The 25,805-nt window shown below is 68.9% G+C and carries 26 protein-coding genes; 17 read left to right on the top strand and 9 right to left on the bottom strand.

Going from position 1 to position 25,805, the window contains the following annotated elements; all coding sequences use genetic code 11:
* The first annotated feature begins 94 nt into the window (after window positions 1–94).
* Window positions 95–1,105, top strand: coding sequence for a Bug family tripartite tricarboxylate transporter substrate binding protein (locus BLQ28_RS20720; protein ID WP_176801172.1), 1,011 nt, complete (start codon window positions 95–97; stop codon window positions 1,103–1,105).
* Window positions 1,106–1,130: 25 nt separating this feature from the next.
* On the opposite strand, the gene BLQ28_RS20715 is transcribed toward BLQ28_RS20720, so the two are convergent.
* A complete protein-coding gene (locus BLQ28_RS20715; protein WP_093243492.1) occupies window positions 1,131–1,838 on the bottom strand; it encodes an ArsR/SmtB family transcription factor in 708 nt (235 codons plus the stop codon).
* Between the two features lie 82 nt (window positions 1,839–1,920).
* On the opposite strand from BLQ28_RS20715, the gene BLQ28_RS20710 reads away from it, so the two are divergent.
* Window positions 1,921–3,090: a cytochrome P450 gene (locus BLQ28_RS20710; RefSeq protein WP_093243252.1), complete on the top strand. Its 1,170-nt coding sequence runs from the start codon at window positions 1,921–1,923 to the stop codon at window positions 3,088–3,090.
* Window positions 3,091–3,113: 23 nt separating this feature from the next.
* Here BLQ28_RS20710 and BLQ28_RS20705 read toward each other — a convergent pair whose 3' ends face one another.
* Window positions 3,114–4,085, bottom strand: coding sequence for a pyridoxamine 5'-phosphate oxidase family protein (locus BLQ28_RS20705; protein WP_093243250.1), 972 nt, complete (start codon window positions 4,083–4,085; stop codon window positions 3,114–3,116).
* Entirely contained in the window at window positions 4,082–4,744 is a 663-nt protein-coding gene (locus BLQ28_RS20700; protein ID WP_093243248.1) for a glutathione S-transferase family protein, read from the bottom strand. The genes BLQ28_RS20705 and BLQ28_RS20700 overlap by 4 nt, the downstream gene beginning before the upstream one ends.
* Window positions 4,745–4,862: 118 nt before the next feature.
* Here BLQ28_RS20700 and BLQ28_RS20695 point away from each other — a divergent pair, with 118 nt between their 5' ends.
* Window positions 4,863–5,753, top strand: coding sequence for a LysR family transcriptional regulator (locus BLQ28_RS20695; RefSeq protein WP_093243246.1), 891 nt, complete (start codon window positions 4,863–4,865; stop codon window positions 5,751–5,753).
* 57 nt (window positions 5,754–5,810) lie between these two features.
* Here the strand turns inward: BLQ28_RS20695 and BLQ28_RS20690 are convergent, their stop codons facing one another.
* Together BLQ28_RS20690 and BLQ28_RS20685 are read right to left on the bottom strand one after the other, a co-directional pair.
* Window positions 5,811–6,497, bottom strand: a complete 687-nt coding sequence (locus BLQ28_RS20690; protein WP_093243244.1) for a hypothetical protein — start codon at window positions 6,495–6,497, stop codon at window positions 5,811–5,813.
* The gene (locus BLQ28_RS20685; protein WP_093243242.1) at window positions 6,494–7,336 is read right to left on the bottom strand and encodes a hypothetical protein; all 843 of its coding nucleotides are present in this window, start codon (window positions 7,334–7,336) and stop codon (window positions 6,494–6,496) included. The genes BLQ28_RS20690 and BLQ28_RS20685 overlap by 4 nt, the downstream gene beginning before the upstream one ends.
* 160 nt (window positions 7,337–7,496) lie before the next feature.
* On the opposite strand from BLQ28_RS20685, the gene BLQ28_RS20680 reads away from it, so the two are divergent.
* Entirely contained in the window at window positions 7,497–8,438 is a 942-nt protein-coding gene (locus BLQ28_RS20680) for an ATP-binding cassette domain-containing protein (RefSeq protein ID WP_093243240.1), read from the top strand.
* A gap of 3 nt (window positions 8,439–8,441) precedes the next feature.
* Window positions 8,442–9,293, top strand: a complete 852-nt coding sequence (locus tag BLQ28_RS20675) for an ABC transporter permease (RefSeq protein WP_093243238.1) — start codon at window positions 8,442–8,444, stop codon at window positions 9,291–9,293.
* A 77-nt stretch (window positions 9,294–9,370) separates the two neighbouring features.
* Here the strand turns inward: BLQ28_RS20675 and BLQ28_RS20670 are convergent, their stop codons facing one another.
* Both BLQ28_RS20670 and BLQ28_RS20665 read right to left on the bottom strand, forming a co-directional pair.
* Window positions 9,371–9,934, bottom strand: a complete 564-nt coding sequence (locus BLQ28_RS20670) for a hypothetical protein (protein WP_143012530.1) — start codon at window positions 9,932–9,934, stop codon at window positions 9,371–9,373.
* Window positions 9,935–10,082: 148 nt separating this feature from the next.
* Window positions 10,083–11,657: a glycosyltransferase family 39 protein gene (locus BLQ28_RS20665; protein ID WP_256327385.1), complete on the bottom strand. Its 1,575-nt coding sequence runs from the start codon at window positions 11,655–11,657 to the stop codon at window positions 10,083–10,085.
* Window positions 11,658–11,809: 152 nt separating this feature from the next.
* Between BLQ28_RS20665 and BLQ28_RS20660 the strand changes: the two genes are divergently transcribed.
* From BLQ28_RS20660 to BLQ28_RS20645, 4 genes are all read left to right on the top strand, one after another.
* Window positions 11,810–12,265 (top strand): MarR family winged helix-turn-helix transcriptional regulator, encoded by a 456-nt coding sequence (locus BLQ28_RS20660; protein ID WP_093243234.1) that lies wholly within the window; start codon window positions 11,810–11,812, stop codon window positions 12,263–12,265.
* Between the two features lie 87 nt (window positions 12,266–12,352).
* Window positions 12,353–12,778, top strand: coding sequence for an organic hydroperoxide resistance protein (locus tag BLQ28_RS20655; RefSeq protein WP_093243232.1), 426 nt, complete (start codon window positions 12,353–12,355; stop codon window positions 12,776–12,778).
* A gap of 181 nt (window positions 12,779–12,959) precedes the next feature.
* A complete protein-coding gene (locus BLQ28_RS20650) occupies window positions 12,960–14,075 on the top strand; it encodes a DUF2855 family protein (RefSeq protein WP_093243488.1) in 1,116 nt (371 codons plus the stop codon).
* Window positions 14,076–14,108: 33 nt separating this feature from the next.
* Window positions 14,109–15,143 (top strand): serine/threonine protein kinase, encoded by a 1,035-nt coding sequence (locus BLQ28_RS20645; protein ID WP_093243230.1) that lies wholly within the window; start codon window positions 14,109–14,111, stop codon window positions 15,141–15,143.
* Here BLQ28_RS20645 and BLQ28_RS20640 read toward each other — a convergent pair.
* Window positions 15,134–16,036 (bottom strand): LysR family transcriptional regulator, encoded by a 903-nt coding sequence (locus BLQ28_RS20640; protein WP_093243229.1) that lies wholly within the window; start codon window positions 16,034–16,036, stop codon window positions 15,134–15,136. The two genes, BLQ28_RS20645 and BLQ28_RS20640, sit on opposite strands and share 10 nt — an antisense overlap.
* Before the next feature lie 92 nt (window positions 16,037–16,128).
* On the opposite strand from BLQ28_RS20640, the gene BLQ28_RS20635 reads away from it, so the two are divergent.
* From BLQ28_RS20635 to BLQ28_RS20615, 5 genes are read left to right on the top strand one after another with little or no spacing between them, the layout of a single operon-like run.
* On the top strand, window positions 16,129–17,850 hold the full coding sequence (locus tag BLQ28_RS20635; protein WP_093243227.1) for an acyl-CoA dehydrogenase family protein: 1,722 nt from the start codon (window positions 16,129–16,131) through the stop codon (window positions 17,848–17,850).
* A gap of 31 nt (window positions 17,851–17,881) precedes the next feature.
* Window positions 17,882–18,868 carry a Bug family tripartite tricarboxylate transporter substrate binding protein gene (locus tag BLQ28_RS20630; RefSeq protein ID WP_093243226.1) on the top strand — a complete coding sequence of 329 codons (987 nt, stop codon included), beginning with the start codon at window positions 17,882–17,884 and terminating at the stop codon, window positions 18,866–18,868.
* 43 nt (window positions 18,869–18,911) lie between these two features.
* A complete protein-coding gene (locus tag BLQ28_RS20625; protein ID WP_093243224.1) occupies window positions 18,912–19,901 on the top strand; it encodes a tripartite tricarboxylate transporter substrate binding protein in 990 nt (329 codons plus the stop codon).
* 15 nt (window positions 19,902–19,916) lie between these two features.
* Window positions 19,917–20,387 (top strand): PaaI family thioesterase, encoded by a 471-nt coding sequence (locus BLQ28_RS20620; protein ID WP_093243222.1) that lies wholly within the window; start codon window positions 19,917–19,919, stop codon window positions 20,385–20,387.
* Window positions 20,384–21,547 carry a CaiB/BaiF CoA transferase family protein gene (locus tag BLQ28_RS20615; protein ID WP_093243220.1) on the top strand — a complete coding sequence of 388 codons (1,164 nt, stop codon included), beginning with the start codon at window positions 20,384–20,386 and terminating at the stop codon, window positions 21,545–21,547. Before BLQ28_RS20620 ends, BLQ28_RS20615 begins: the two co-directional genes overlap by 4 nt.
* Here BLQ28_RS20615 and BLQ28_RS20610 read toward each other — a convergent pair.
* On the bottom strand, window positions 21,533–22,873 hold the full coding sequence (locus BLQ28_RS20610) for a UDP-glucose dehydrogenase family protein (protein WP_093243218.1): 1,341 nt from the start codon (window positions 22,871–22,873) through the stop codon (window positions 21,533–21,535). The two genes, BLQ28_RS20615 and BLQ28_RS20610, sit on opposite strands and share 15 nt — an antisense overlap.
* A gap of 96 nt (window positions 22,874–22,969) precedes the next feature.
* Between BLQ28_RS20610 and BLQ28_RS20605 the strand changes: the two genes are divergently transcribed.
* The 3 genes from BLQ28_RS20605 to BLQ28_RS20595 are packed head-to-tail and all read left to right on the top strand — an operon-like array spanning window position 22,970 to window position 25,801.
* Window positions 22,970–23,995: a glycosyltransferase family 2 protein gene (locus BLQ28_RS20605; RefSeq protein WP_093243216.1), complete on the top strand. Its 1,026-nt coding sequence runs from the start codon at window positions 22,970–22,972 to the stop codon at window positions 23,993–23,995.
* 35 nt (window positions 23,996–24,030) lie between these two features.
* Complete coding sequence (locus BLQ28_RS20600) at window positions 24,031–25,047, top strand: hypothetical protein (protein WP_093243214.1); 1,017 nt, start codon at window positions 24,031–24,033, stop codon at window positions 25,045–25,047.
* Window positions 25,037–25,801, top strand: a complete 765-nt coding sequence (locus tag BLQ28_RS20595) for a hypothetical protein (protein ID WP_093243212.1) — start codon at window positions 25,037–25,039, stop codon at window positions 25,799–25,801. The genes BLQ28_RS20600 and BLQ28_RS20595 overlap by 11 nt, the downstream gene beginning before the upstream one ends.
* Window positions 25,802–25,805: the final 4 nt, after the last annotated feature.

The following is a 25,805-nucleotide window of genomic DNA, read 5'->3' as shown; positions in this document are numbered from 1 at the left end:
GGCGTCCATCGGGGTTTGTCCCTGCCCGCCTGCGGGAACGATTCGCATATTTCGCGGACATCATTCAGTTTCCCCACAGACAACCGGAAACAAGATGCCCCAGTCGACGTCCGCACCTCTCTCCCGCCGCAGTTTCTCGGCATGGATCGCGGCATCGGCCGCCGCTGCCGGCGCGGGGCACGCCGCGCTGTGGCCCGGCGCCGCCAGGGCAGCCGACGCACCGCTGAGCAGCAAGCTTCGCATCGTCATTCCCGCCAACGAAGGCGGCGGCTGGGACCAGACCGGCCGCGCCCTCGGCGCCGCCCTGCTGGCTTCTGGCGCGGTGGGCAACGTGGTGTACGAGAACATCGGCGGCAAGGGCGGCACCATCGGCTTGGCCAAGTACGTCGAAAAATACGATGCCGACCCCGAAGCCCTGCTCGTGAGCGGCATGGTGATGGTCGGTGCAGTGGCGCTGCAGAAGCCCGCCGTGACCATGGCCCAGGTCTCGCCCGTGGCGCGCCTGACCAGCGACTACGAAGTGGTGGCGGTCAAGGCCGACTCGCCCATCAAGACCCCCAAGGACCTGATCGCGCAACTGCGCGCCGATGCCGCCAACACGGTCATCGCGGGCGGCTCGGCCGGCGGTGTCGACCACATGTACGCCGGCATGCTCGCGCGCGTGGCGGGCGCCTCTTCAACCCTGGCCTACCAGGCGCATCCGGGCGGCGCGCAGGTGGTCGAGGCGCTCGAAACCGGCAAGGCGGCGGCCGGCATCTCGGGCTACAGCGAGTTCAGCGACAGCCTGGCCAGCGGCAGGCTGCGCGCCATCGGCGTGTCGTCGAAGCAGCCGTTCCAGGGCATCACCTCGGTGCGCGAACAGGGGGTCGATGCCGACCTTGCCAACTGGCGCGGCGTGATGACCGGCAAGAAGGTGCCGCCCTACCGCAAGGCCGTGCTGCTCGACGCGGTGCGCCGCGCCACCACGCACGACCTGTGGGTGAAGACCATCAAGCGCAACAACTGGGACCCGTACTGGATGGCGGGCAAGGACTTCGAGAGCTTCCTCGAACTCGACACGGCGATGGCCGGCCCGCTGATCTATCTGCTCAAGCTGAAGGCCTGAGCGCCCTTCTTCCGGTTCTCCGGGTTCAAGCAAACAGCTCGGGCATCTCGCGCTGGGCCTTCGGCGTCAGCGCGAGCGCACGGCCATCCAGCTCCTGCCGCACCCAGCCGCGACGCAGCGACAACTGCAGCCACGCCGCACCAAGCGCGCCGCCCAGGTGCGGGCGGCGCTCGCTCCAGTCCAGGCAGGCGCAGGCGAAGCGCCGCCGCGAGCGACGCACCGCATCGACCTCGACGCCCAGGCTCTCCAGCGCGATCGCACCTTCGGCCGTGAGCTCATAAGAACCGCTCTGCAGGCCGCTGAGCCAGCCCTGCGCATGCAGCCGGTCGTGCAGGGCCACGCCCGCGGTGCCGGCCATGTGGTCGTAGCAGGTGCGCGCGCTGCGCAGGCGGTTCGGCGTGTTGGGCTTGAACTCGGCGGCGCGCGGTGCGCCGGCCACCACCATCAGGCTTTCGAGCGCGGCCGCGACGTCGTCGTTGGCCAGCCTGAAATAGCGGTGCTTGCCCTGCACCAGCAGCTCGACCAGCCGCTCTTCCTTCAGCCGCGCGAGGTGCGCGCTCGCGGTGGAGGCCGCGACCTCGGCCACGGTGGCCAGCTCGGTGGCGGTGCGCGCGTGGCCGTCCATCAGGCAGTTCAGCATGCGGGCACGCGCCGGCTCGGCGATGGCGCCGGCAAGGCGGGCCAGATGGAAGTCCGCATTCGATGAAGAAGGGGATGAGGTGTTCGTGTCCATGCGCCCATGGTAGAGCGCCGGCGCATCCGACACTTCGTTCGCGGGCGAAGTGTGGCGGCCGCTTCGATCGCACACTGCGGCCATGAACACCACCAGCACCACCTCCACCGACCTGCCCGTCGACCCGGTCGCGGCCGCCACGCATGCCGACCCTTACCCCTACTACGCCAGCCTTCGCGATGGCCCACCGCTGGTATGGAACGAAAGACTTCGCCTGTGGGTCGCAAGCCGCGCCGAAGTGGTCGAACAGGTGCTGGGCGCGCACGGCGCACTGCGGGTGCGACCGCTCTCCGAACCGGTGCCGCGCGCCATCGTCGGCAGTGCGGCCGGCGAAGTTTTCGGCCACCTGGTGCGCATGAACGAAGGCCCGGCCCACCAGGCCCACCGGCCCGCGCTGCAACGCGCACTGGCCGGGCTCGACCTGAACGCCGTGCACGCGGCCGCATCGCAAGTGGCGCAGCGCGTGCCAGCACAGCCATTGCCCGACATGATCTTCTCCATGCCCCTGCAGGCGGTCGCTCACCTGCTCGGCTTTGCCGACGAGATGCTGCCGCAGGTGGACCGCTGGATGCGCGACTTCGTCGCCTGCCTGTCGCCGCTGTCGACCGCGGAACAGTTGCAGGCCGCCAGCGCGGCCGCGTCCGAACTGCTGACGCGCTTCGAAGCGCTGGCCGCGGGCGCGGCACCGCGCCAGGGCACGCTGCTCGCCGCTGTGCTGGCGGAAAGCGCTGCCAGCGCACCGCTGTCGCGCTCGCTGCTGGCCAACCTCGTGGGCCTGCTCTCTCAGACCTGCGATGCCACGGCGGGCCTGCTGGGCAACAGCCTCATCGCGGTGATGCGCGAACCCTCGCTGCGCCCGGCCCTGCGCACGCGCGATGGCCTGCAAGCCATCGTGGAAGAAACCGCGAGGCACGACCCTTCGGCGCAGAACACACGCCGTTTCGTGGCGGAGCCGATCACGCTCGCGGGAACGCCACTGGCCGTGGGCGACACGGTGCTGGTGCTGCTGGCCTCGGCCAACCGCGACCCGGCGTTCAACCCCGACCCAGATGTCTTCATGCTGGTGCGCGCGCAGCGCCGCATGCTCGGCTTCGGCCACGGCATGCACGCCTGCCCGGGGCAGGCACTGGCCTGCACGCTGGCGGCAGCGGGCCTCGACGCGCTGCTGCGCCGCACGCCCGACCTGGAGGCGCAACGCGCACGCGGCTGGCACTACCGGCCGACGGCCGCGCGCATTCCCGTCTTTCACTGACGGGCTTGCGGCGCAGCGCTCGCTCAGGCGTGCGTGGACGCCCAGCGGCCGGTGCGCGCCAGATGCGGCGACAACTCCGCGTCGCCCCAGCGCAGCGGCAGCGCCAACGGTCGGCGCAGCGCGTGCTCGACGTGAAAGCGCATCAGGCGCTCGGCGCCCTCGAAGGCCGCGACCTCGGGTCCGCCCCACACGATCTCGGCCGTGACCGCCACGTGCAGCAACTCGCCGTTGTCGAAGTCGATGAACAGCAGGCCCGCGCGCGGATGCGCCGCGAGGTTGCCGAGCGTGTTGAAGAAGCGGTTGCCGTTGAAGTCCGGCACGGTGAGCACATCGTCGCCATCGATGCGCACGAAGCCCGGCAGGCCACCGCGATGCGACACGTCGACACCGTGCGAGCTGGCATCAGCGTCGTCACCCGCCGCCACGTCGTGCGGATAGGCGGTCGCGATGAACAGGGTGTCGGCGCTGCCGATCAGGCGATGGGCCGCCAGGTCGAGCGTGTCGAGCCACTGCACGGGTGCTGCATCACCACACGCCGGCATGAACACCGGCTCGCGCGCCTGGATGTACCGGGGGCAATTGCCAAAGCTCTGCTGCACCTGGACCATGAAGCCCGTGGCATCGAGCGCCTCGACCGTGCCGTTCATGCGGTTGCGCCGCCGCGTGTGCGGCTCGATGCCGAGCAGGCCCAGCGTGGCGCCCTGCGCCAGCTGGCCGGCCAGCGGATCGCCCGCCATGGGCAGCGCGTCGACGCGCAGGTGCGTCGGATTGGGCGAATGCGCAAAGCCGGCGGGCGCTGCCAGCACGCTGGCCCAGGGCTGCAGGTTCGCATCGAGGCTGCCGACCACGAGGAAGGGCAACTGCGCGAAGAAGGTGCGGTGCTGGTCCGGCATGTAGTCGCGGATCACGCGCGGACCCGCCACCTCCATCTGCTCGCGCGAACCCACCAGTGTTTGCAACGCGCGCTCGCCGGCATGGAACGGCGCGGCGATCATGCGACCGCCGCAAGCCCGATGGCCGTACGCACCATCGGCACGAAGCCGGCCAGGGCTTCCACACGCACCAGCCAATCGCGCACGTGCGGATAGGCGTCGAGTGACACGCTGCCTTCGGGCGCATGCGCCACGTAAGCGTAGTTCGCGATGTCGGCCAACGTGGCGGTGGCGCCGGCGAGGAAGGGCTGTTGCTGCAGGTGCGTCTCCATCACCGCGAGCAAGGCGTGCGACCGCGTCACCATCTCCGCGGGGTCGGTGTCCAGGCCGAACAACGCCAGGATGCGCGCCGCCGCCGGGCCGTATGCGAGCGGGCCGGCCGCCACCGAGAACCAGCGCTGCACGCGCGCCGCGCCGACCGCATCGCGCGGCATCCAGCGTGCCGGGTCAGGTGCGTAGCGTTCGTTGAGGTAGACGAGGATCGCGTTGGAATCAGCCAGCGTGAGCTCGCCGTCCTCGATCACCGGCACCTGCCCGAAAGGGTTGCGCGCCAGGAACTCCGGCGTGCGATGGTCGCGCTTGCGCAGGTCGAGTTCGACGATCTCGAACGGCAGCCCGAGCATCGTGAGAAAGAGTCGCACGCGATGCACATGGCCCGAGAGCCTGGTGCCGTAGAGCTTGATCGGTTGCGTCGGGCGAGTGGCGGTTGTTGTGGTGTTCATGCGCGAATCCTGTGAGCCGGTGAATAACGGGGTCCGCACCGGATTCTTCTCTCTTGCGCGTCATGAATGAATAGCCATTTCTGTATTTGACTGCTGCGTTTTCCGGTTTAATCGCGCCATGGATCGATTCAAGGCCATGCAGACCTTCGTGCAGATTGCCGAGCAGGGCAGCCTCACGCGCGCCGCCGAGGTGCTCGGCACCTCGCTGCCCGCGGTGGTGCGTTCGCTCGCCGCGCTCGAAGCGCATCTGGGCGTGCGCCTTTTTCACCGCACCACGCGCCGCCTGTCGCTCACCGAAGAGGGCCGCCACTACCTGCCCAGCGCGCGCGACGTGCTGCTGGCCGCCGACACCGCCGACCTGGCGTTGAAGACCGAAGCGCACGAGCTGGCGGGGCAGCTCACCATCACGGCGCCGGTGCTGTTCGGCCACATGTACGTGGCGCCCGCCATCACGCGCTTCATGCAGCGCCACGAGAAGGTGCGCTGCAGCGTGCGGCTGTACGACCGCACGGTGAACCTGCTCGAAGAAGGCATCGACGTCGGCATCCGCATCGGCGCGCTGGAAGATTCGTCACTGGTGGCGCAAACGCTCGGCACCATCCGCCGCGTGGTGGTGGCGAGCCCCGCCTACCTTGCGCAGCGCGGCACGCCGCAGCACCCGAGCGACCTGGCCGGTGCGCCCTGCGTGCGCGGCCGCATCGACGCGCCACCGCAATGGACCTTTCACCAGGGCGGCAAGACCTTCCGCGTGACGCCGAGCAGCCGGCTGGAGTTCAACCACCTCGCGCCCGCCATCGAGGCGTGCGCCGCGGGCATGGGCTTCGGTACCTTCTTCTCGTACCAGGTGCTGCAGATGGTCGCGCAGGGCCGGCTGAAGCTGGTGCTCGAAGACTACGAACCGCCGCCGAAGCCGGTGAACGTGATCTATCCGAACGCGCGGCTGCTGCCGGCGCGCACGCGGGCCTTCATCGACTGGATGAAGGCGGAGTTCTGCGGGCTCAGGCTCTGAAGCTCGACGGCCTGCGATGCATCGCCGATCGGGTCGGGTACAGCGCCAGCATCGTCTTCACAGCGCGGCCACCGGTGGTGGCAAGGGCTTACCCTCGCACAAGAGCGCTGCATCGCTCGCCATGCGTCGCACGGCTTCTTCGAGGCCGAGGTTCAGCACCGACATGAACTCACCATTGCCGTTGACCCAGTTGGTGCCGGTGCCCATGCCGTGGTACTGGCGCAAAGCGGATTCGCCGCCGGGCAAGCGGTAGCTGACCTGCAGCACCACATGCGAGACGAGGTTCAGGTCGGTGGACCACGCATGCGCCAGGCGCAAGGCCACCTCGGCCGTGACCTGCGGTGTGCCGACAGGTGCGGCAGGTGGTGCACCGAGCACGGTCTGGAAACCGTAGCGGCTCATCGACTGCAGCGCGCCGCGCGTCCACGCCACGCCATCGCCGCTTCGCAGTGACTGCACCGACCTCGGCGTGGCATGGACCGTGGGCATCATCAAGGTGAGGTTGCCCGCATTCGCCTTGTTGCTGCGCGTGTCTTCGATCCTGGGCAGGTAGAGCGTGCAGCTGCGCGCGAGCTGCTGCGGCTGCAACACCACTGGCGAGCCGTCCGCGCGTTCGGCGGGCACCGGCGAGGGCTCGAACACCATGCCGAGCGGTTCCTCTTCGGTCAGTGCATGCGCAAGGCCGGGCAGAAAACAGAAGACTGAGAGCGCGGCAACGGCCACGCGATGGCATCGGTTGTTCATGGGGCGGTGCTCCGCAGCGAGTACATGGCGCCGTCCTGGTCGCGGAACACGACGCGGCCCGCCTGGTCGTCGAAGCCCTGGCCGGCCAGCGTGACCCAGGAGCCGTTGACGTTGAAGCGCGACGTCTTCACTGCACCCGAGCGCGCGCCGGCGATGTCCATGCCGACGAGGTGCAGGGTCTGCGTCATCGAGTCGCGCATGACCGAGCGGAGCACCTGCCCGTCGTTGGCCGTGAGGCGCCGGATGACGGTGGCGCGCGTGCCGCCACCGATCGGCGTCTGGAAGATGGCGGAAGCGCGGTACGAAGGCTCCTTGTTGCCGCCCTGCCAGAGGATGGCCGAGGTGCGCGTGGTGAACGCGCCGAGCCCCGGCTCGAGCGCGTACTGCAGCAACAGCACCATGTAGGCGGGGCCGGTCCTGGTGGCGGCGATGCGGGCGTCCTGCTCGGCCTTGAGCGGCATGGCGGCCAGCACCTGCGACGAGCGCACCTTCAACGGAAACGCGCCCGGCTCGGCCAGCATCGCGTTGGCGGCAAGGCCGGCTTCGGCGCGATAGTCGTAGTCGAGCAGCGGGCCGACGATGGCCTGCACCTCGGCGCTCATGTCTTTCTGGCGCGACTGCTGCACCGACGAATCGATCAGCGCGCCGATGAGCCCGCCGCCGGTGGCCGCGCTCAGGCCGGGCGCCTGCGCGGAGAACATGAAGCTTTCTTGCGCGACGACCACGCGCACGTCGACCTCCTGGACCGTGTGCCGGTCGGCGGCCGCCAGGGGGCGGTGAAAAGGCGCGCAGGCGCCGAGCAGCAATGGCACCGACAGCGCCAACAGGAAACGCAGCATCTTTTGGGCCTCCCCCCGGGAATTGCAATCCGGCGTCGATTGTGCCGTTGCCGCGAGCGGGGCCCGCGCCATGCCGCATGAAGTTGCCAGCAAGTCGGACGGGTTGTCCATCGATTGAAGCGAGGGCGCACGCGATGCGCGTCTGGGTCAGAATCGCCGCGTGCCGCCATCCACCCCAACCCCCGCGCTCTTTCACGTCAGCCATCTGCACAAGCGGTATGGCGACACCACGGTCGTCGATGACCTGTCGTTCGAGATCGCGCCGGGCGAATGCCTGGGCGTGATCGGACCGAACGGCGCCGGCAAGACCACCACCATCCGCATGTGCCTGGGGCTCACCGCGCCCGATGGCGGCGCGATCGAGGCGCTGGGCCTGCAGATGCCGCGCGATGCGCTGGCCATCAAGGCGCAGCTCGGCGTGGTCACGCAGTTCGACACGCTGGACCCCGACTTCAGTTGTGCCGAGAACCTCGTGGTGTATGGCCGCTACTTCGGCTTCAGCAAGGCACAGGTGCGCGCACGCGTGCCGCAGTTGCTGGAGTTCGCGGCGCTCTCGCACAAGGCCGATGCGAAGCCGGGCGAACTGTCGGGCGGCATGCGCCGGCGGCTGTCGCTGGCACGCGCGCTGGTCAACGACCCGAAGCTGCTGCTGCTCGACGAACCGACGACCGGACTCGACCCGCAGGCGCGCCACCTGATGTGGGAGCGGCTGCAGGTGCTGCTGCAGCAAGGCAAGTCGATCCTGCTGACCACGCACTTCATGGACGAGGCCGAGCGCCTGTGCTCGCGCCTGCTGGTGCTCGACCACGGCCGCAAGATCGCCGAAGGCCGCCCGCGCGACCTGATCGCCGAGCATCTGGAGCCCGATGTGGTCGAGGTGTACGGCAACGGCGCGCTGTCGCTGGCCGAGTCGCCCGAACTCAAGGCCATGGCCGCGCGCGTGGAAGTGAGCGGCGAGACCGTGTTCTTCTACACGCAGGACGCGCGGCGGCTGCTCGATGCGCTGACGCGGCACAGCGGCCTGCGCACCTTTCACCGCCCTGCGAACCTGGAAGACCTTTTCCTCAAGCTCACCGGCCGGCAAATTCGCGAGGACGGCTAGACCATGAACACGACGACTTCAACAACAACGCCCGGCATCACGAACGCCGCGCCGCCGCCCTCGCCTTCGGTGTGGCGCGCGCCCGAGATCTCGCTGCGCTGGTGGCCGGTGTTCCTGCGCAACCTGCTGGTGTGGCGCAAGCTCGCGATACCGAGCCTCATCGGCAACATCGCCGAGCCGCTGATCTGGCTCGTGGCCTTCGGCTACGGCATGGGCGCGCTGGTGGGGCAGGTGGCGGTGGACGGCGTGAAGGTGCCGTACATCCTCTTTCTGGCCAGCGGCTCGATCTGCATGAGCGCGATGAACGCGGCGAGCTTCGAGGCGCTGTACTCGGCGTTCTCGCGCATGCACGTGCAAAAGACCTGGGACGGCATCATGAACGCGCCGGTGGGGCTGGACGACATCGTGCTGGCCGAGATGCTGTGGGCCGCGTTCAAGTCGATCTTCACGGTCACCGCGATCCTGTTCGTGATGCTCGGGCTGGGCATCAGCCACAGCCCGAAGCTGGTCGTCGCGTGGATGGTGCTGGTCGGCGCGGGCATCACCTTCTCGTCGATCGCGCTGATCTTCAATGCGATGGCGAAGGGCTACGACTTCTTCACCTATTACTTCACGCTGTTCATGACGCCGATGATGTTTTTGAGCGGCGTGTTCTTTCCGCTCGAACAACTGCCCTCAGCGGTCAGGGCGGTAGCGGCGTGGCTGCCGCTGACCAATGCGGTGGCACTGGTGCGGCCGCTGTTCATGGACCAGTGGCCGGCCGACTGGTGGCTGCACGCGGCGGTGCTGGCGGTCTACGCAGTCGTCGCCTTCTGGATCGCGCTGGCGCTCACGCGCAAGCGGTTCCGGGGCTGAACGCCTTCAGCCACCGCCATCTGGTTGCGGGCGGGCAAGCGCATGGGCCGCATCCGGAGGCCTGAGGGTCGGTGCGCTCATGTCCCCCTGATGCACGTCTGTTCTCGACGAACGCTCAGTTCCCTCGTGTACGTTGCAGCGCCATCCTGCGTGCCGACCTTGTTCAGGCTCACATAGCACCTGTCCGCTTGCCAGTGCATGCGGGCTTCGTAGTCGCCGCCGACCACCGGCTCGAAAGAGAAGGTCACCACACAGGTCTTGCTGTCCGCGCTGATCCCCAGCTTCATGGAGATGAGGTCGCGGCGGCCGGCGGGTATGAGCCGCTCGATGAACGTGCGGGGGTCGAGCTCGGCGCCCCCGGGAATGCCTAGCGGCTTGTCCTGCGCGCCCAGCCGCGCGATGCCGCCGAAGAAGCCAAGCTCCATCGGAGCCTCGCACCCGTCACTCGGATAGATCACTGTCTTGACGCCCTTCGACCATTCGGTCTGCTCGCTGAGGATGCGTAATCGCGCGACATCCTTGCCCTGGGGCGCCTGGTACGGAGCGGCGCAGGCGGCCAGCAGCAGGGCGAGGGCCACCGTCGAGAGGCGTCGCGTGCAAGTGATTCCCGAGGCGGCAGAGAGCATCAGAGAACTGTTCATGGCTTTCGGTTGAAGGGCTGAGGAATGGTTCGCGCCGGCCGTGGACCACGGTTCACGCAGCTGGCACGGGAGTATGCCGAGCCTTGCCGCAACCGCAGCACCTTCAACTGACATCTCGCCCCGCCCAACGGGCAAAGCCGCCGCGGCGCTACCTGCCCGCGTCGGCTCCGCAGTTCTTCGCGACGCTGTCGCCCTTCGGCAGCACGATGCCCCAGCGCATGCGCAGGCTGTTGCGCTCGTCGACGCCGGCCCACGGGATGTCCAGCGTGCCACGGCAATTGGCGGCGGCCATGCGGGGTTCGAGCAGCATGCCTTCGGAGCGGAACTCCTGCGTGTCGAGGATCAGCACCATGCCGCCTTCGCGCTCGAGCACGCCGGGCGCGAGCCACGGCGAGTTGCGTTCGTCGCCGTCGATCAGCAGTTGCATCGACGGGTCCATCTTCAAGGCCACGGCGCCCGCGAACCAGGTGTCGCCCACGAGCAGCTTGAACGGCCGCTCGCCGGCGTGGTCGCGCCAGATGGCGCCCACGGCATCGGCAACTTCTTGCGCCGGCAGGTTGGCGCGCGTGATGTAGCCCAGGCGCTTGCTGAGCACGCCGTCGACCCAGCCCTGGCCGAGCGCGCCGGCCACATGGAGCGCCACCACGGTGGCGATCACGCCGCGCCAGCGCCGACGGCTCCAGCGCTCCGCCTCGAGGCCGGGCAACACGGCCACGGCCCACAACGCGGCCGGCAGGAAGAAGGTGGTGAGCCACGATGCAAGCAACGGGATCTTCAGCAAGATGGCTGCGGGAAACACCAGGCACGCGGGCCCCAGCGTGGCCCAGGCCAGGAAGCGCCGGTCGAACGCGTTCAGCCCCGGCGGGGCGGCAACCGAAGGCGACGGCGCCGCCACCGAAGCGCGGGTGAACCAAGCCCAGCCGACCAGCAGCAGCATGGGCGACAACCGGGCCACCTGCGTCACGAACACATGCACCAGGCGGCGAAGGCCTTGCCCGTGCGCACCCGGGGCGTGAACCGAATGGCGTGCATAGGCGATCGTTCGCGTGGAGTGCTCCAGCACCCACCAGACGTGCGGCGCCATCAGCAGCGCTGCCACACCGACCGCCACCAGGAGCCCGCGCCGCACCTGCGCGTCGCGCCACAGGCCCTGCCGGACGATGAAGGCCGCGCCGACCACGAACTGCACCACCGCGCTGTACTTGGTGAGCATCGACAGCGCCGCGAAGACACCGAGCCATGCCCAGTCGCGCAGCCTCGACGCTGTCGGCGCATGGAGCACGCGCCACAGCATCCACCAGTAGCCTGCCAGCGGCAGCAGCTGCACGGTGTTGTGGTTGTAGATGATGGCGCGCTGCACGTGATAGGCCACCAGCGAGCCGAGCAGCACGGCCAGCGCCGCGCGCGCCGGGTGGACCATCTCGAGCGACCAGCGCCAGACGAGGTAGAGCGCACCCACGCCGCAGCCGACGCCGGCCGCGTAGGTCAGCCAGGCCTGCCGTCCGCCCAGGCGCACCAGCACGCCCATGATCCAGCTCGGCAGCGGCGGATGCTTGTAGTAGCTCCACTCGAAGCTGCCGCCCCAGAACAGCTCTTCGACGTTGTCCCAGGGCGGGGTCGGATAGAAGTAGCCGATGGACAGGGTCCACAGCAGCAGCATCGCCCCCAGGGCCCACAGGATGTCGCGGTGCGAGGTGCGGGTGAAGGCCGGGGTGATTCCCATTGGCTGAATCGGAAGGGGGCGCATACGAAGTCGGGGAGCCTTGCCAGAGGGAACGGACCGGGGGAGAGAGAAACAAAAGGCCTCTAGTGTGGCACGTCGTTTACCTTAACTTTACATTGCACACAATTCAATTGCTCGCTACAATTCGCCTCATGCACCCCGCCTCAGCCTCCTCCGACGAAATGCTCAAGCTGGACAACCAGCTGTGTTTTGCCGTGTATTCCGCCTCGCTGGCCATGACCCGGCTCTACAAGCCGGTGCTGGAAAAGCTGCAGCTCACCTACCCGCAATACCTCGTGATGCTCGCCCTCTGGGAGCATGACGGCCCCACGGTTTCCGCGCTGGGCGAGCGCCTTTCGCTCGACTCCGGCACGCTCACGCCGCTGCTCAAGCGCCTCGAGGCCAACGGCTATGTGGCCCGCGTGCGCGACGTGGCCGACGAGCGCCGCGTGCACATCACCCTGACCGCCGTTGGCCGCAAGCTCAAGGCCCGCGCGGCCAACGTGCCCGAGTGCCTGATGGCAGCGGCCCAGTGCTCGGTGCCCGAGCTCGTGGCCCTCACCCAGCAGATCCAGACCCTGCGCGACCGCATCAAGAAGGCGGCCTGACACACAACCGGTTTCTTTATTTCTCCCCGCTTCGATCCAGAAAAGAGAGAAGCTTTTTCACCCTCCTCCATCATCAAAGGAATCACCATGACCACCAAGCTTGACAAAGTGCTCTACACCGCAGAAGCCCACACCGTCGGCGGCCGTGACGGCGCTGGCAAGTCCAGCGACGGCGCCATCGACGTCAAGCTGAGCTCGCCCGGTTCCGGCAAGCCCGGCACCAACCCCGAACAACTGTTCGCGGTGGGTTACGCCGCCTGCTTCATCGGCGCCATGAAGGCCGTCGGCCCGAAGATCGGCGTGAAGGTACCGGACGACGTCGCCATCGACTCCAGCGTTTCCCTTGGCCCGACGAACGGCGGCGCCGCCTACGGCATCGCCGTCAAGCTGGCGATCACGCTGCCCGGCCTCGATGCAGACGCCAAGCAGAAGCTGGTCGACACGGCCCACCAGGTCTGCCCGTACTCGAACGCCACGCGCGGCAACATCGACGTCGAACTGACGATCGCCTGATCGCCCCGCAGCAGCAACGAACAAGCGCCCCGGCCACAAGCCGGGGCGCTTTTTTCATGCCCACGCTTGTCTCACGGGTGACGCCGGAACGGGCACCGCGATAGCGCCTTTCACCAAGCTTGGCTAATGTCGCGGCACGCCCCGAAACCCACACCTCACTCAACCCGTGGAGATCGACACCATGAGCACCACCAGCCTCCTGATCCGCAAAGACCAGCTCGCCACCACGCGCCTGCACACCGCCACCGACGAACCCTTGGCGGACGGCCATGTGCGCGTGCGCATCGACAGCTTTGCGCTCACCTCGAACAACATCACCTACGCCGCCTTCGGCGATGCGATGAGCTACTGGCAGTTCTTTCCGAGCGGCGAGGAAGGCTGGGGCACGATCCCCGTGTGGGGCTTCGCGAGCGTGGTGCAGTCGCTGCATCCGGGCGTGCCGGTGGGCGAGCGGCTCTACGGCTACTGGCCGATGGCGTCGGGCGCGGTGCTGAGCCCCGGCCGGCTCTCGCCCGAGCGCTTCACCGACGTGGCACCGCACCGCGCCGAACTGCCGGCCGTCTACAACCAGTACTTCCGCTGCAACACCGACCCGCTCTACACCGCCGATACAGAAGACACGCAGTCGCTGCTGCGCCCGCTGTTCATCACCTCGTGGCTGATCGACGACTTCATGGCCGACAACGACTTCTTCGGCGCCAACACCATGCTGCTGTCGAGCGCATCGAGCAAGACGGCTTACGGCACCGCGTTCCAGCTGCACCAGCGCAAGGGCATCGAGGTGATCGGCCTGACCTCGCCCGGCAACGTGGCCTTCTGCGAAAGCCTGGGCTGCTACGACCGCGTGGTGACCTACGACGCACTCGACACCATCGCGGCCGACACGCCCTGCGTGTACGTGGACTTCGCCGGCAACGGCGAGCTGCGCAACGCGATCCATGCGCGCTTTGCCAACCTCAAGTTCAGCAGCTCCATCGGCGGCACGCATGTCGAGCAGCTCGCGTCGAAGGGCGCAGGCAAAGACCTGAGCGGCCCGCGCGCCACGCTGTTCTTTGCGCCCGCGCAGATCAAGAAGCGCACCACAGAGTGGGGTGCCGAAGAGTTCGGCCGGCGCATGGTGTCGGCCTGGCATCACTTCATCGCCGAAGCGACCGACGCCAAGAAGCCCTGGCTGCGCGCCGAACACCACGCCGGCGGCGATGCGGTGCAGGCGGCCTACGCCCAGGTGCTGGCGGGCAAGGGCGACCCGCGCACGGGCCATATCCTTTCTCTTTACAAACAACCGGCCGGCCACTGACGCCCTTCGGGTCACAGTGGCGACAATCGCTGCATGACCCTTTCCCCTGCAGCGCCCGCGAACACCCATCCCTATGAGAGCCTCACGCCCGACGTGGTGCTCGACGCACTCGCGACGCTGGGCCTGCACGGCGACGGCCGGCTCACTGGCCTGAACTCCTACGAGAACCGGGTCTACCAGGTGTTCCTGGAAGACCGCAGTGCAGTGGTGGTCAAGTTCTACCGCCCCGAGCGCTGGAGCGAAGCCGAGATCCTCGAAGAGCACGGCTTCTCGCTCGAGCTGGCCGCCGCCGAAGTGCCGGCCGTGCCGCCGCTGGTTGTCGACGGCAAGACCCTGCACCACCACGCCGGCTTCGCGTTCAGCGTGAGCCCCTACCGCGGCGGCCGCGCGCCGGAGCTCGACAACTTCGAGGTGCTCGAATGGGTCGGCCGTTTCCTGGCGCGCATCCACACCGTGGGCAGCGCCAGGCCTTTCGAGGCCCGCCCCGCGCTCGACCTGCAGACCTTCGGCCTCGACTCGCGCGACTGGCTGCTGGAGAACGACAAGATCCCGCTCGACATGCAGCGCGACTGGGAAAAGGTATGCAACGAAGCGCTGGACATGGTCCGCGCGACCGCGCTTGCGCTGCAGCCGCCGGCCTCCGACTTCAACCCGCGCAAGCTGCGCCTGCATGGCGACGTGCACCCCGGCAACATCCTGTGGACGCCGACCGACCGGCCCGGCGGCGGCCCGCACTTCGTCGACCTCGACGACGCGCGCACCGGCTTCGCGGTGCAGGATTTGTGGATGCTGCTGTCGGGCGACCGCGCGCAACGCACCTCGCAGCTGTCGGGCCTGCTCGACGGCTACGAGCAGTTCCGCGAATTCGATCGCCGCGAGCTGGCGCTGATCGAGCCGCTGCGCACGCTGCGGCTCATCCACTACAGCGCATGGCTGGCGCGCCGCTGGGAAGACCCGATCTTTCCGATCAACTTCCCGTGGTTCGGCTCGAGCGACTACTGGAAGGGGCAGATCCTCGTGCTGGAAGACCAGTGCGAGCAGATGGCCGAAGAGCCGCTCTACGCCTGAAGCCCGGCAGCGGCTGCGATGCTCTCGGCCACGCCCTGCAGCAGCCGCTCGACCAGCACGTTCGGCGGCCCCGTCCGCCACACCCCGTAAGCCTCCGACTGCGCCACCGCGCGGTCGAGCGGGCGGAACACCGCGCCGCGCAGGGCCGAGTGCCGCATCGCCTGCGGCACCAGCGCCACGCCCATACCCTGAGAAACCAAAGACACGACGGCGAGCCAATGGCGCACTTCATGCCGCACCTCAGGCAGGAAGCCTGCGTCCGCGCAGATCGACAGGATGCGCTCGTGGTAATCGGGTGAGGCCTCGCGCGAGAACAGCACGAAAGGCTGGTCACGCAGGTCGCCCGGTGCCAGCACGCGCTTGCGTGCCAGTGCATGCCCCGCGGGCAGGCAGCACACGAAGGGCTCCGACAGCAACAAGCGCTGCTGCAGCTCGGGCGGCACGCGGCGCGTGTGGGCAAAGCCCAGGTCGAGCCGGTCGTTCAGCAGCTCGGCGATCTGCACGCCGGAGTTGAGTTCGCTCAAGGTGATGCGCACCGCCGGGTGCGTGGCCTGGAAGGCGCGCAGCGCCTGCGGCAAGCCCCGGTACAGCATGGCGCCGACGAAGCCGATGCGCAGCCGGCCCGCCGAACCGGTGGCCACGTCGCGTGCTTCGAGCGCGGCCTCTTCGGCCTGCAGCAGCACCCGCCGCGCCGAAATGCGCAACGCCTCGCCCGCAGGCGTGAGGCGCACTTCCTTGCTGTTGCGCTCGAACAGCCGTGCGCCCACCGACTCTTCGAGCTGGCGGATCGCCACCGACAGCGGCGGCTGCGAAATCGACAGACGCCGCGCCGCCCGCCCGAAGTGCAGTTCTTCGGCGAGCACGCTGAAGTAGCGCAGGTGTCGCAGTTCCATGGATAGGCAGATCAAATCGAGCAAGACCAATTCGATATTAGACACGGATCGTCGCGGCTTCAACAATGCGGCGAACCCAGGAGACAAGACCCATGTCCGAGAACGCCGCATCTGCCGCGCCAACAGCCGCGCACGCCCATCCGATTCCCGACCGCCACGGTCAGAACCTGTTCACCACCGACACCGAGCTGCACGCGCTGCTCGCGCTCTACCTGCCCGACGACCTGCTGGCCCATATGCAGCCGCACTTCGAGCGCCTGGGCGGCCTGGCGGGCGGCCTGCTCGACGAACTGGCCGGCACCGCAGACCGCAACCCGCCCACGCTGAAGCAGCGCACCCGCACCGGCCTGGACGAGCAGAAGGTCGTCAAGCATCCGGCCTATGTGGAGATGGAGCGCCTCGCGCTCAGCGAATTCGGCCTGGCCGCGATCTCGCACCGCGACGAAACGCTGGGCTGGACCGGCAAGATGCCTCCGCTGGTCAAGTACGTGCTGACCTACCTGTTCGTGCAGGCCGAGTTCGGCCTGTGCTGCCCGGTCTCGATGACCGATTCGCTCACGCGCACGCTGAAAAAGTTCGGCAGCCCCGAGCTGGTCGCGCGCTTCCTGCCGCGCCTGACCTCGCTCGACTTCGACGAGCTCGCGCAGGGCGCGATGTTCATGACCGAGCAGGCGGCCGGCTCCGACATCGCGGCCACCGCCACGATGGCGCGAGCCGAGTCCGACGGCAGCTGGCGCCTGAGCGGCGACAAGTGGTTCTGCTCCAACCCCGACGCCGATTTCGCGATGGTGCTCGCGCGCGCCGAAGACGGCGCGGCGGGCATGAAGGGCGTGTCGCTGTTTCTGCTGCCGCGCCGGCTGGAAGACGGCAGCCTCAACCACTACCGGATCATTCGCCTGAAGGACAAGCTGGGCACGCGCTCGATGGCCAGCGGCGAGATCCGGCTCGAAGGCGCGGTGGCCTACCTCGTCGGCGAAGCCGGCCGGGGCTTCGTGCAGATGGCCGACATGGTGAACAACTCGCGCCTGTCGAACGGCGTGCGCGCCGCTGGCCTGATGCGCCGCGCCGTGGCCGAGGCCGAGTACATCGCGTCGGAGCGCCGCGCCTTCGGCCGCACCCTCGACCAGATGCCGCTGATGCAGCGCCAGCTCGACAAGCTGCGCCTGCCGGCCGAGCAGGCACGCACGATGGTGTGCCAGACCGCGCTAGCGCTGGCCCGCTCCGACGCCGGCGAGCCCGATGCCTATGCGCTGCTGCGCATCCTCACTCCACTCATCAAGTTCCGCGCCTGCCGCGATGCACGCAAGGTGACGGGCGATGCGATGGAAGTGCGCGGCGGCTGCGGCTACATCGAGGAATGGAGCGACCCGCGCCTCGTGCGCGACGCGCACCTGGGCTCGATCTGGGAAGGCACCAGCAACATCGTGGCGCTCGACGTGATCCGCGCCCTGAAGCGCGAAGGCTCGCTGCCGGTGCTGCGCGCGCACTGCGAAAAGCTGCTCGACGACGCGGCGCTCGCACCCGCCTTTGCGAAAGCGCTGCGCGATGCATTGGCACGCGCCGCCGCGCTGGCCGAGACTGCCGCGCGCGAAGGCGGCGACGTGCTGGCGCGCCAGGCCGCGTCGGCGCTGTACCACTGCACGAGCGCCATCGCGATGGCGTGGGAAGCCGCGCGCGGCGGCTCGGCCGCGCGCCTGCGCTGGGCGCAACTGGTGCTGCTGCACCGCGTGCTGCCGCGCGATCCGCTGGCACCCGATGCCATGCCCGCCGACTGGAACACGGCGGCCGCGCGCAGCGCCGCGGCGCTGGCCTGAACTATCCCCCGACAAGAAACGGAGACATCCCTTGAAACGCCTCACCTTCCTGCTGGCCGCCTGCGCCACGCTGCTGACCGCCGTGCCCGCTGTGCCCACTGCACAGGCCGCCGACGCCTTCCCCTCGAAGCCCATCACGCTGGTCGTGCCCTTTCCGCCCGGTGGCCCCACCGACGCGATGGCCCGCACGCTCGCCGCCGAGATGAAAGACCGCCTCGGCCAGCCGATGATCGTGGAGAACCGCGCGGGCGCTGGCGGCAACATCGGCGCCGAATACGTGGCGCGCGCCGAGGCCGACGGCCACACGCTGATGTTCGGCACCTCGGGCCCGCTGGCCATCAACAAGAGCCTGTACCGCAAGGTCAACTACGACCCGGTGAAGAGCTTCGCGCCGGTGATCCAGGTGGGCTACCTGCCGAACATCCTGGTGGTCAACCCCGCGCTGCCGGTGAAGAACGTGCCGGAGCTGGTGGCGTATGCCAAGGCCAACCCCGGCAAGCTCAGCTATGCCTCGTCGGGCAACGGCGCGTCGTCGCACCTGGCGGGCGTGCTCTTCAACTCGGTGGCGGGCACCGACCTGCAGCACATTCCCTACAAGGGCACGGGCCCCGCGCTCAACGACCTGCTGGGCAACCAGGTCAGCATGACCTTCACCGACATCCTCACCGCGCTGCCCTACGTCAAGGCCGGCAAGCTGCGCGCCCTGGGCGTGGCGACGCTCGCGCGTTCGCAGGCGCTGCCCGACGTGCCCACCATTTCGGAGCAGGGCTACAAGGGCTACGACGTGAGCGTGTTCTTCGGCATCGTGGCCCCAGCCGGCACGCCCGCCGACCGCGTCGCCAAGCTCAACCATGCGTTCGCCGAAGTGCTGAACTCGCCCAAGGTGAAGCAGATGTTCGCGTCGCAGGGGCTGGAGGCCTCGGCCGACACGTCGCCGCAGAAGCTCGGCCAGTTCATCGTGGCCGAGTCGGCCAAGTGGAAGGACGTGGTGAAGAAGTCGGGCGCGCAGCTCGACTGATGCCACCAGCGACTCGATTCGAACAACAAGGAGACAAGAAAAAATGAAACTGCTGTCACGCCTGGGCGCATTGCGCGCCGCCTCCCTGGCCACCATCGCGCTGATCGGCGTCACCACTGCCACCGTCGCCACAGCCCAGACCTATCCGCAGCGGCCGGTCACGCTGATCGTGCCGTACGCGGCCGGCGGCCCCACCGACCAGCACCTGCGCGCCGTCGCAGAAGAAGCGGGCAAGGCCCTGGGCCAGCCCGTCATCATCGAGAGCCGGCCCGGTGCCAGCGGCACCAACGGCGCGGCCGCGCTGGTGCGCGCCGCGCCCGACGGCTACACGCTGGCGGTGCTGCCCGCCTCGGTGTACCGCGAGCCGTACATCAACAAGGTGGCGTTCGATCCGAAGACCAGCTTCTCGTACGCGATCCTGCTGTCCGACTACACCTTTGGCCTGGCGGTCAAGGCCGACGCGCCCTGGAAGACCTGGAAGGACTTCGCGGCCGATGCCGCGCGCCGACCCGGCAAGATCAACGTCGGCGCCACCGGCGCGGTGGGCACGCCGCGCATCGTGATGGACGAGGCCGGCGAAGCGGCCAGGCTGCAGTTCAACATGGTGCCGTTCAAGGGCGATGCCGAAGTGACGAACGCGATCCTCGGCGGCCACATCGACGCGGCGCCACTGTCGGGCGTGGCCGTGCCCCACATCGACGCCGGCAAGATGCGCTACCTGGTGATGCTCACGCCGCACCGCGTGAAGCGCTACCCCGACGTGCCGACCTTGCGCGAGCAAGGCGTCGACGCGGTCATCGACTCGCCCTACGGCATCGCCGGCCCGGCCGGCATGGACCCGGCCCGCGTGCAGATCGTGCACGACGCCTTCAAGAAGGCGCTGGAGTCCGCGCCCGGCCTGCGCGTGCTGGAGCAGCTGAACCAGCAGATCAACTACATGGGCCCCGACGACTACCGCAAGTACGCGCTCGCGGCCACGGCCCGCGAGAAAGATCGCGTGGCCCGCTTGCGCCAGCGCGGCCTGCTCGACTGAACCGACAGCCATCGCATGCCTGCCACCACCGCCCCCACGACACCCGAGCCACCGGGCATCCTGTTCGGCCTGCCGATGCCGATGGCACGCGCCTTCGGGCTGCGCGGCGAAGTCATCGGCGACGACAGCGCGCGCATCCGCATGCCCTACGACGCGGACTACACCAACAGCCGCGCCGACGTGCATGGCGGTGCCATCGCGGTGCTGTTCGACTGCGTGCTGTCGTGCGCCGTGCGCGCCCATGCACCCACGCAGTACGGCGTGGTCACCGTCGACATCACGGTGCATTTCGTCGCGCCCTGCAACGGCGACGTGATCGCCACCGCGTTCTGCGAGCGACGTGGCCAGTCGCTGAGCTTCGCGCGCGGCGAGGCCCGCAACGAGAGCGGCGAACTGCTGGCGCTGGCCACCGGCACCTTCAAGCTCGTGGCGCGTGCCTCTTCCACCTTTTCGACAGCCGACGCCTCCATCGCCCCCACCGCATGACCACCACTTCCACGCCCTCCACCGGCGCCCTCGCGGGCATCCGCGTGCTCGACATCTCGCGCATCCTCGGCGGCCCGTACTGCGGCCAGATCCTGGGCGACCACGGCGCCGACGTGCTCAAGGTCGAGCCGCCGCAGGGCGACGACACGCGCACCTGGGGCCCGCCCTTCAAGGAAGGCGTGGCCTCGTACTACCACGGCCTGAACCGCAACAAGCGCGTGCAGCACCTGGACTTCTCGACGGAAGAAGGCCGCGAGGCGCTGCTCGCCTTGGTGGCCGAGGCCGACGTGCTGATCGAGAACTTCAAGACCGGCACGATGGAGCGCTGGGGCATCGGCTACGAGACGCTGTCGCAGCGCTTTCCACGCCTCGTGTGGTGCCGCGTGTCGGGCTTCGGCGCCGACGGTCCGCTGGGCGCGCTGCCCGGCTACGACGCGGCGGTGCAGGCCATGACCGGCATCATGAGCATCAACGGCGAGGCCGACGGTGGCCCGCTGCGCGTGGGCCTGCCTGTCGTCGACATGGTGACGGGGCTGAACGCGGTGATCGGCGTGCTGCTCGCGCTGCAGGAGCGCCAGCGCAGCGGGCGCGGGCAGTTCGTGGAAGCGGCGTTGTACGACAGTGGCCTGTCGCTGCTGCATCCGCATGCGGCCAACTGGTTCATGGACGGCACCGCGCCGCGCCGCACGGGCAACGCGCATCCCAACATCTACCCGTACGACGCGCTGGCCACCGGCACCGACCCGGTGTTCGTGGCGGTGGGCAACGACCGGCAGTTCGCGAGCCTGTGCCGCTGCATCGGCCTGCCCGACCTGGCCGACGATCCGCTCTACCGCACGGCCGGCGCGCGCTCGGTGCATCGCGATGGGCTCAAGCAGCGGCTCGAGGCGGCGATGGCCGTGTTCGACGGCCGCGAACTCGTCGAGCAGTTGATGGCGGCCGGCGTGCCCGCCGCGCCGGTGCTGCCGGTGGACGCCGCGCTGCAGCACCCCCACACGCTGCACCGCGAAATGGTGGTCGAGATGGAAGGCGGCTACCGCGGCATCGGCGCGCCGGTGAAGCTGAGCCGCACGCCGGCCAGCTACCGCCATGTGCCGCTCACGCCGGGCAGTACGTTCCTGCCTTTGGACGAAGCGGCTGCTGCTTCAGCGAAAGACTGAGCGGCCCCTGCCGATGCCGTAGTACGCGATGCCGGCGGCTTCGACCTCGGCGGCGTCGTAGAGGTTGCGGCCGTCGAAGATCGCGGGCGTCTTCAACGCGTTCGCAATGCGTGCGAAGTCGGGCTGGCGGAACTCGGGCCATTCGGTCACCAGCGCGAGCGCATCGGCGCCCTGCAGCGCCTCGTCCGCAGACGCGCACCAGCGCACGTCGTCGCGCTCGCCGACGATGGCGCGCGCATTCGCCATCGCCGCCGGGTCGCAGACCTGCACGCGTGCACCCGCGGCCCACAGCCGCTCCAGCAGCACGAGGCTGGGGGCATCGCGCATGTCGTCGGTGTCGGGCTTGAAGGCCAGGCCCCAGAGGGCGATGGTCCTGTTCGCGATGCGGCCTTCGAAGTGGTGCGTCATCAGGTCGAACAGCCGCCCCTTTTGTTCGTGGTTGACGGCCTCGACCGCCGAGAGAATGCGCAGCACATGGCCGTCGCGGTCGCCCGCATGCCGCAGTGCCCGCACATCCTTGGCAAGGCACGAGCCGCCATAGCCCGCGCCCGCCTGCAGAAAGTCGGGGCCGATGCGGCGGTCGGCACCGATGCCGCGCCGCACCATCTCGATGTCGGCGCCCGCCTGTTCGGCCACGCGCGCCATCTCGTTCATGAAGCTGATGCGGGTCGCGAGCATCGCGTTGGCGGCGTACTTGGTGAGTTCGGCCGAGCGGCGGTCCATCACCAGCAGCTGCCGTTCCGGTTCGCGCACGAAGGGCGCATAAAGCCGGGTCAGCAGGTCGATGGCGGCCGGGTCCTGCGAGCCGATCACCACGCGGTCGGGCTGGCGGCCATCGCGCACGGCCGAGCCTTCGCGCAGGAACTCGGGGTTGACCGCCACCGCGATGCGATGCGCCGCACCGCGTTGCGAAAGTTCGCCCTGCAATGCCGCCTCGACCTGCTCGGCCGTTCCCACCGGCGCGGTGGATTTGCACACCACCAGCGCGTCGCGGTCGCGGTGCCGGCCGATGCCGCGCGCCACCGCCATCACATGCCGCAGGTCGACGTCACCCTGCGCATCGGCCGGCGTGTTGACCACGATGAAGAGGACCTCGCCATGCAGGCTGGCCACGCGCTCGTCGGCCGTGAAGTGCAGCCGCCCGGCGGCGATGCCGGCTGCCACCAGCGCCTCCAGACCGGGCTCGTGCAGCGGCATGAGGCCGCGCTGCAAGCCCTCGACGCGCGCCGCATCCGCGTCGGCGCACAGCACCTCGTGCCCCGCCTCGGCCAGGCAGGCAGCGAAGCTCAGGCCCACGTAGCCGGCGCCGAAGATGCTGACCTTCATGGCCGCCCCCGGTCGTTCTGGCACTGGTGGCGCGCACGGTTGTGCGATAAAAGCAGGATGCAAGCCTTCAAAACAATGTCCGGACAGGAAAATTCGATGATGCCCGATCAAGTTGCAGCGCGTTGCGCGCTGGTCCTGGAGACCAACAACCTGCGCGGCGGAGCGGATGCCGAGGCCAAGACGAGCACCAGCCTGCAACGCCTCGTCGCCCTGCTGGCAAAGCAGAAACTTCCGCTGACCGCCCTGGCGCAGGTGGTCGTCACGCACGACGGACTGAGCCCGGCCACCTGCGATGCGGTGAGCGCGCTCGCGGGCCGCCCGGTCGATTTCGTGCGCATCGACGCGGCCACCGGCTACTACGACGCCAAGAACGTCGGCTTCGCGGCCACCGACGCGGCGCGCTGCGACCACGTGGTGTTCGCCGATGCCGATTGCCTGCCCGACGACGACTGGCTGCTGCAGATGCTGCTGCCGCTCACGAAGCCCGATGCGCCCGCCGTGGTGGCCGGCCGCACGAGCTATGCGGCCAGCGTGGTCGGCACCGCGCTGACGACCATCGACTTCATGTACTTCCCTAACGCCGATCACGCGGGCGCCACGAGCAACTTCTACGCGAACAACGTGGTCTTCCGCCGCGACGTGTTCGAGCAGCACAGCTACCAGGCGCTCGACGGCGTGTACCGCGCGCACTGCCAGGTGCTGGGCATGCGACTGAAGGCGGCCGGCGTGCCCATCCACTACGCGGCCGCGGCCCACACCGAACACCGCCTGCCCGACACGCGTGCCGAAGCGCTCAAGCTGCGCTGGATGCGCGGACAAGACACCTATTCGCTCACGCCGCACCTGCTGCGCAGCTACGTGTCGGCACGCTGGCAGTGGCTCGCGAAGAGCGGGCCCATCGGGCCGTTGTGCGTGCTGTTCACGCGGCTGGGCTTCAGCATGCGCGCGCTCAATCATCAAGACCTGCCGCCGTTGCGCGGCCTGCGCTGGGTGGCGGGCGTGGCGCTGATCCTGGGGTTCTCGGCGGTCGACATGCTGGGCGCGTTCGCGCGCGGCATCGGCCTGCACACCACCGGGAAGACGAACGCCGACGCGCAGGCGCTTTCCTATCACCGGCCTTGATGGCCTCTTCAAAAGAACAACAAACCAGCAAGACCATGCCAATCCGCTCTCTCTTTTCCGTGCGCCACGTCGCCCTGGGCCTCGCGCTCGCAGGCGCCTTCACCGTTGCCGGTGCCGCCGACTTCACGGGCCGCGGCGTCTTCAACTTCAAGTCCGACAGCGGCTGCCCCTTCGGCCCGCTCGCCGCCGCCGACGACTGCAACCGCCTCGCGCTGGACGATGCCGACACGCACGCCGTGCTCGACAGCGCCGCGCACACCATCCGCTTCACGAACACCCACAGCTATGGCGAAAAGACCATCGTGGGCGACGTGCTGCTGCAGGGCTCTGGCCAGACGCGCAGCGGCCAGCGCGTGCCGCTGACCTTCCACGCCCTGCTGAGCCGCTCGGGCACCGACTGGTCGGTGAGCAGCCATGCGCACACGCCCGTCGGCGACGAGTTCAGCGACATCCGCATCGACCCGTACCAGGTCGTCGTGAATGACGGCAACGCCGAGCGCGTCGTGCTCACGCCCGCGCAGATCGGCGAAGCGCTCGCCAAGCCCTCGCTCACCGCGCGACTGGCCAACGTGCTGGTGCAGGTCGAAGACAACCGCACCGGTGGTGCGAAAGATGCAGACATCACCATCGGGCTGGGGCTGAGCAAGGCCTCGAAGTCGGTGGCGCGGGCGCGCTTCCACGCACCGGCGGCCAGGGGCCACGAACTGGCGGAAGCCATGCGGCAAGGCAACTGGACGCTGGAGCTGCAGGCCCTGAGCGGCAAGATCCCGCGCCAGGTGGTGCAGCGCGACCTGTTCCTGTACGGGCTCGAATCGCAGTCGCTGCTGCAACCGCTGCTGCAGCGGGGCTTTCGCAAGAACGAGAAGCTGGTGCTCGGCGCCATCAACGGCAAGGGCTATGTGCGCTACGACGGCCAGCAGCGCGAGTTCGCGGGGGCCGATGCGGCCGCGCGCGCCTTCCTGCAAGACAGCTTCATCGGCCTCGTGCTGGGCTGGCAGCAGCAACATCAGCAACCGCCGCAGGCCACCGCGGCCAAGGCCAATGGCCGCTGACACTTCGCCCGCACCGGCAGCCGGCTTCGACTGCCTCGATCCGCCAGTTCTGCGCGGCTGGCCGGCCCTGCAGGCCTGGCTGGTGCACCACGTCAAACGCGCCGCGCTGCGCCAGTTGCATGCGAGCAATGCGGGCGAGATGCTGCTGCTGCGCTTCTACCTCGTCGGCGAAGAATCGTCCGAGCAGGCGCTGCAGCGCGAGCTGCGCATCAACCCGCCCGACTGGCTCGCACGCCAGCTCGACCAGCACCTGGCCGACGAGCAATTGCATGCGCGCCTTTTCGCCGAAGCCATCGTCGAACGCGGTGGCAACGCACAGGCCGCCGCATCGCCCGAAGAAGCGCCGCAGCCCGACTGGCTGAGCCGCCGCAAGCTGGCGCGCTGGCAGGGGTTGATCCGCCGGCATGCGCCGCATTTCGCGCAGGGCGGGCTGGTGCCGGCCTATGCCATCGGTTTGTCGGCGGAGCAGATGGCTTCGCGCATCCTGCAGCGGCACTGCGCGCTGATCGGGCCGGCGCATGCGCTGCACCCGCTGCTGTCGCGCGTGCTGGCCGATGAAGACCGCCACATCCGCCTGTGCAGCCACACGCTGCAGCGGTGCGTGGCACCGCATGAACAGGCGCGGCTGGCGCAGCTGATGCGCGAGGTGCGCGACACCGAGCGCGGCTTCGGCATCACCGGCGCGGTCGGCATGTTTCTCGCCGGCGTGGCTTTGCGACTGCGCCCCGGCGCGGCGCGCCCTGTGCACGCCTGAGTCG

The organism is Variovorax sp. EL159, assembly GCF_900100965.1.
GTDB lineage: Bacteria > Pseudomonadota > Gammaproteobacteria > Burkholderiales > Burkholderiaceae_C > Variovorax.
Note: the sequence above shows the minus strand (reverse complement) of the source record. Positions and strands in the feature narration are given on the sequence as shown.

Excerpts from the sequence above, each read along its gene's own strand:
- BLQ28_RS20720 (WP_176801172.1), top strand. The coding sequence starts at position 95 with ATGCCCCAGTCGACGTCCGCACCTCTCTCCCGCCGCAGTTTCTCGGCA.
- BLQ28_RS20715 (WP_093243492.1), bottom strand. The coding sequence starts at position 1,838 with ATGGACACGAACACCTCATCCCCTTCTTCATCGAATGCGGACTTCCAT.
- BLQ28_RS20710 (WP_093243252.1), top strand. The coding sequence starts at position 1,921 with ATGAACACCACCAGCACCACCTCCACCGACCTGCCCGTCGACCCGGTC.
- BLQ28_RS20705 (WP_093243250.1), bottom strand. The coding sequence starts at position 4,085 with ATGATCGCCGCGCCGTTCCATGCCGGCGAGCGCGCGTTGCAAACACTG.
- BLQ28_RS20700 (WP_093243248.1), bottom strand. The coding sequence starts at position 4,744 with ATGAACACCACAACAACCGCCACTCGCCCGACGCAACCGATCAAGCTC.
- BLQ28_RS20695 (WP_093243246.1), top strand. The coding sequence starts at position 4,863 with ATGGATCGATTCAAGGCCATGCAGACCTTCGTGCAGATTGCCGAGCAG.
- BLQ28_RS20690 (WP_093243244.1), bottom strand. The coding sequence starts at position 6,497 with ATGAACAACCGATGCCATCGCGTGGCCGTTGCCGCGCTCTCAGTCTTC.
- BLQ28_RS20685 (WP_093243242.1), bottom strand. The coding sequence starts at position 7,336 with ATGCTGCGTTTCCTGTTGGCGCTGTCGGTGCCATTGCTGCTCGGCGCC.
- BLQ28_RS20675 (WP_093243238.1), top strand. The coding sequence starts at position 8,442 with ATGAACACGACGACTTCAACAACAACGCCCGGCATCACGAACGCCGCG.
- BLQ28_RS20670 (WP_143012530.1), bottom strand. The coding sequence starts at position 9,934 with ATGAACAGTTCTCTGATGCTCTCTGCCGCCTCGGGAATCACTTGCACG.
- BLQ28_RS20665 (WP_256327385.1), bottom strand. The coding sequence starts at position 11,657 with ATGGGAATCACCCCGGCCTTCACCCGCACCTCGCACCGCGACATCCTG.
- BLQ28_RS20660 (WP_093243234.1), top strand. The coding sequence starts at position 11,810 with ATGCACCCCGCCTCAGCCTCCTCCGACGAAATGCTCAAGCTGGACAAC.
- BLQ28_RS20655 (WP_093243232.1), top strand. The coding sequence starts at position 12,353 with ATGACCACCAAGCTTGACAAAGTGCTCTACACCGCAGAAGCCCACACC.
- BLQ28_RS20650 (WP_093243488.1), top strand. The coding sequence starts at position 12,960 with ATGAGCACCACCAGCCTCCTGATCCGCAAAGACCAGCTCGCCACCACG.
- BLQ28_RS20645 (WP_093243230.1), top strand. The coding sequence starts at position 14,109 with ATGACCCTTTCCCCTGCAGCGCCCGCGAACACCCATCCCTATGAGAGC.
- BLQ28_RS20640 (WP_093243229.1), bottom strand. The coding sequence starts at position 16,036 with ATGGAACTGCGACACCTGCGCTACTTCAGCGTGCTCGCCGAAGAACTG.
- BLQ28_RS20635 (WP_093243227.1), top strand. The coding sequence starts at position 16,129 with ATGTCCGAGAACGCCGCATCTGCCGCGCCAACAGCCGCGCACGCCCAT.
- BLQ28_RS20625 (WP_093243224.1), top strand. The coding sequence starts at position 18,912 with ATGAAACTGCTGTCACGCCTGGGCGCATTGCGCGCCGCCTCCCTGGCC.
- BLQ28_RS20620 (WP_093243222.1), top strand. The coding sequence starts at position 19,917 with ATGCCTGCCACCACCGCCCCCACGACACCCGAGCCACCGGGCATCCTG.
- BLQ28_RS20615 (WP_093243220.1), top strand. The coding sequence starts at position 20,384 with ATGACCACCACTTCCACGCCCTCCACCGGCGCCCTCGCGGGCATCCGC.
- BLQ28_RS20610 (WP_093243218.1), bottom strand. The coding sequence starts at position 22,873 with ATGAAGGTCAGCATCTTCGGCGCCGGCTACGTGGGCCTGAGCTTCGCT.
- BLQ28_RS20605 (WP_093243216.1), top strand. The coding sequence starts at position 22,970 with ATGATGCCCGATCAAGTTGCAGCGCGTTGCGCGCTGGTCCTGGAGACC.
- BLQ28_RS20600 (WP_093243214.1), top strand. The coding sequence starts at position 24,031 with ATGCCAATCCGCTCTCTCTTTTCCGTGCGCCACGTCGCCCTGGGCCTC.
- BLQ28_RS20595 (WP_093243212.1), top strand. The coding sequence starts at position 25,037 with ATGGCCGCTGACACTTCGCCCGCACCGGCAGCCGGCTTCGACTGCCTC.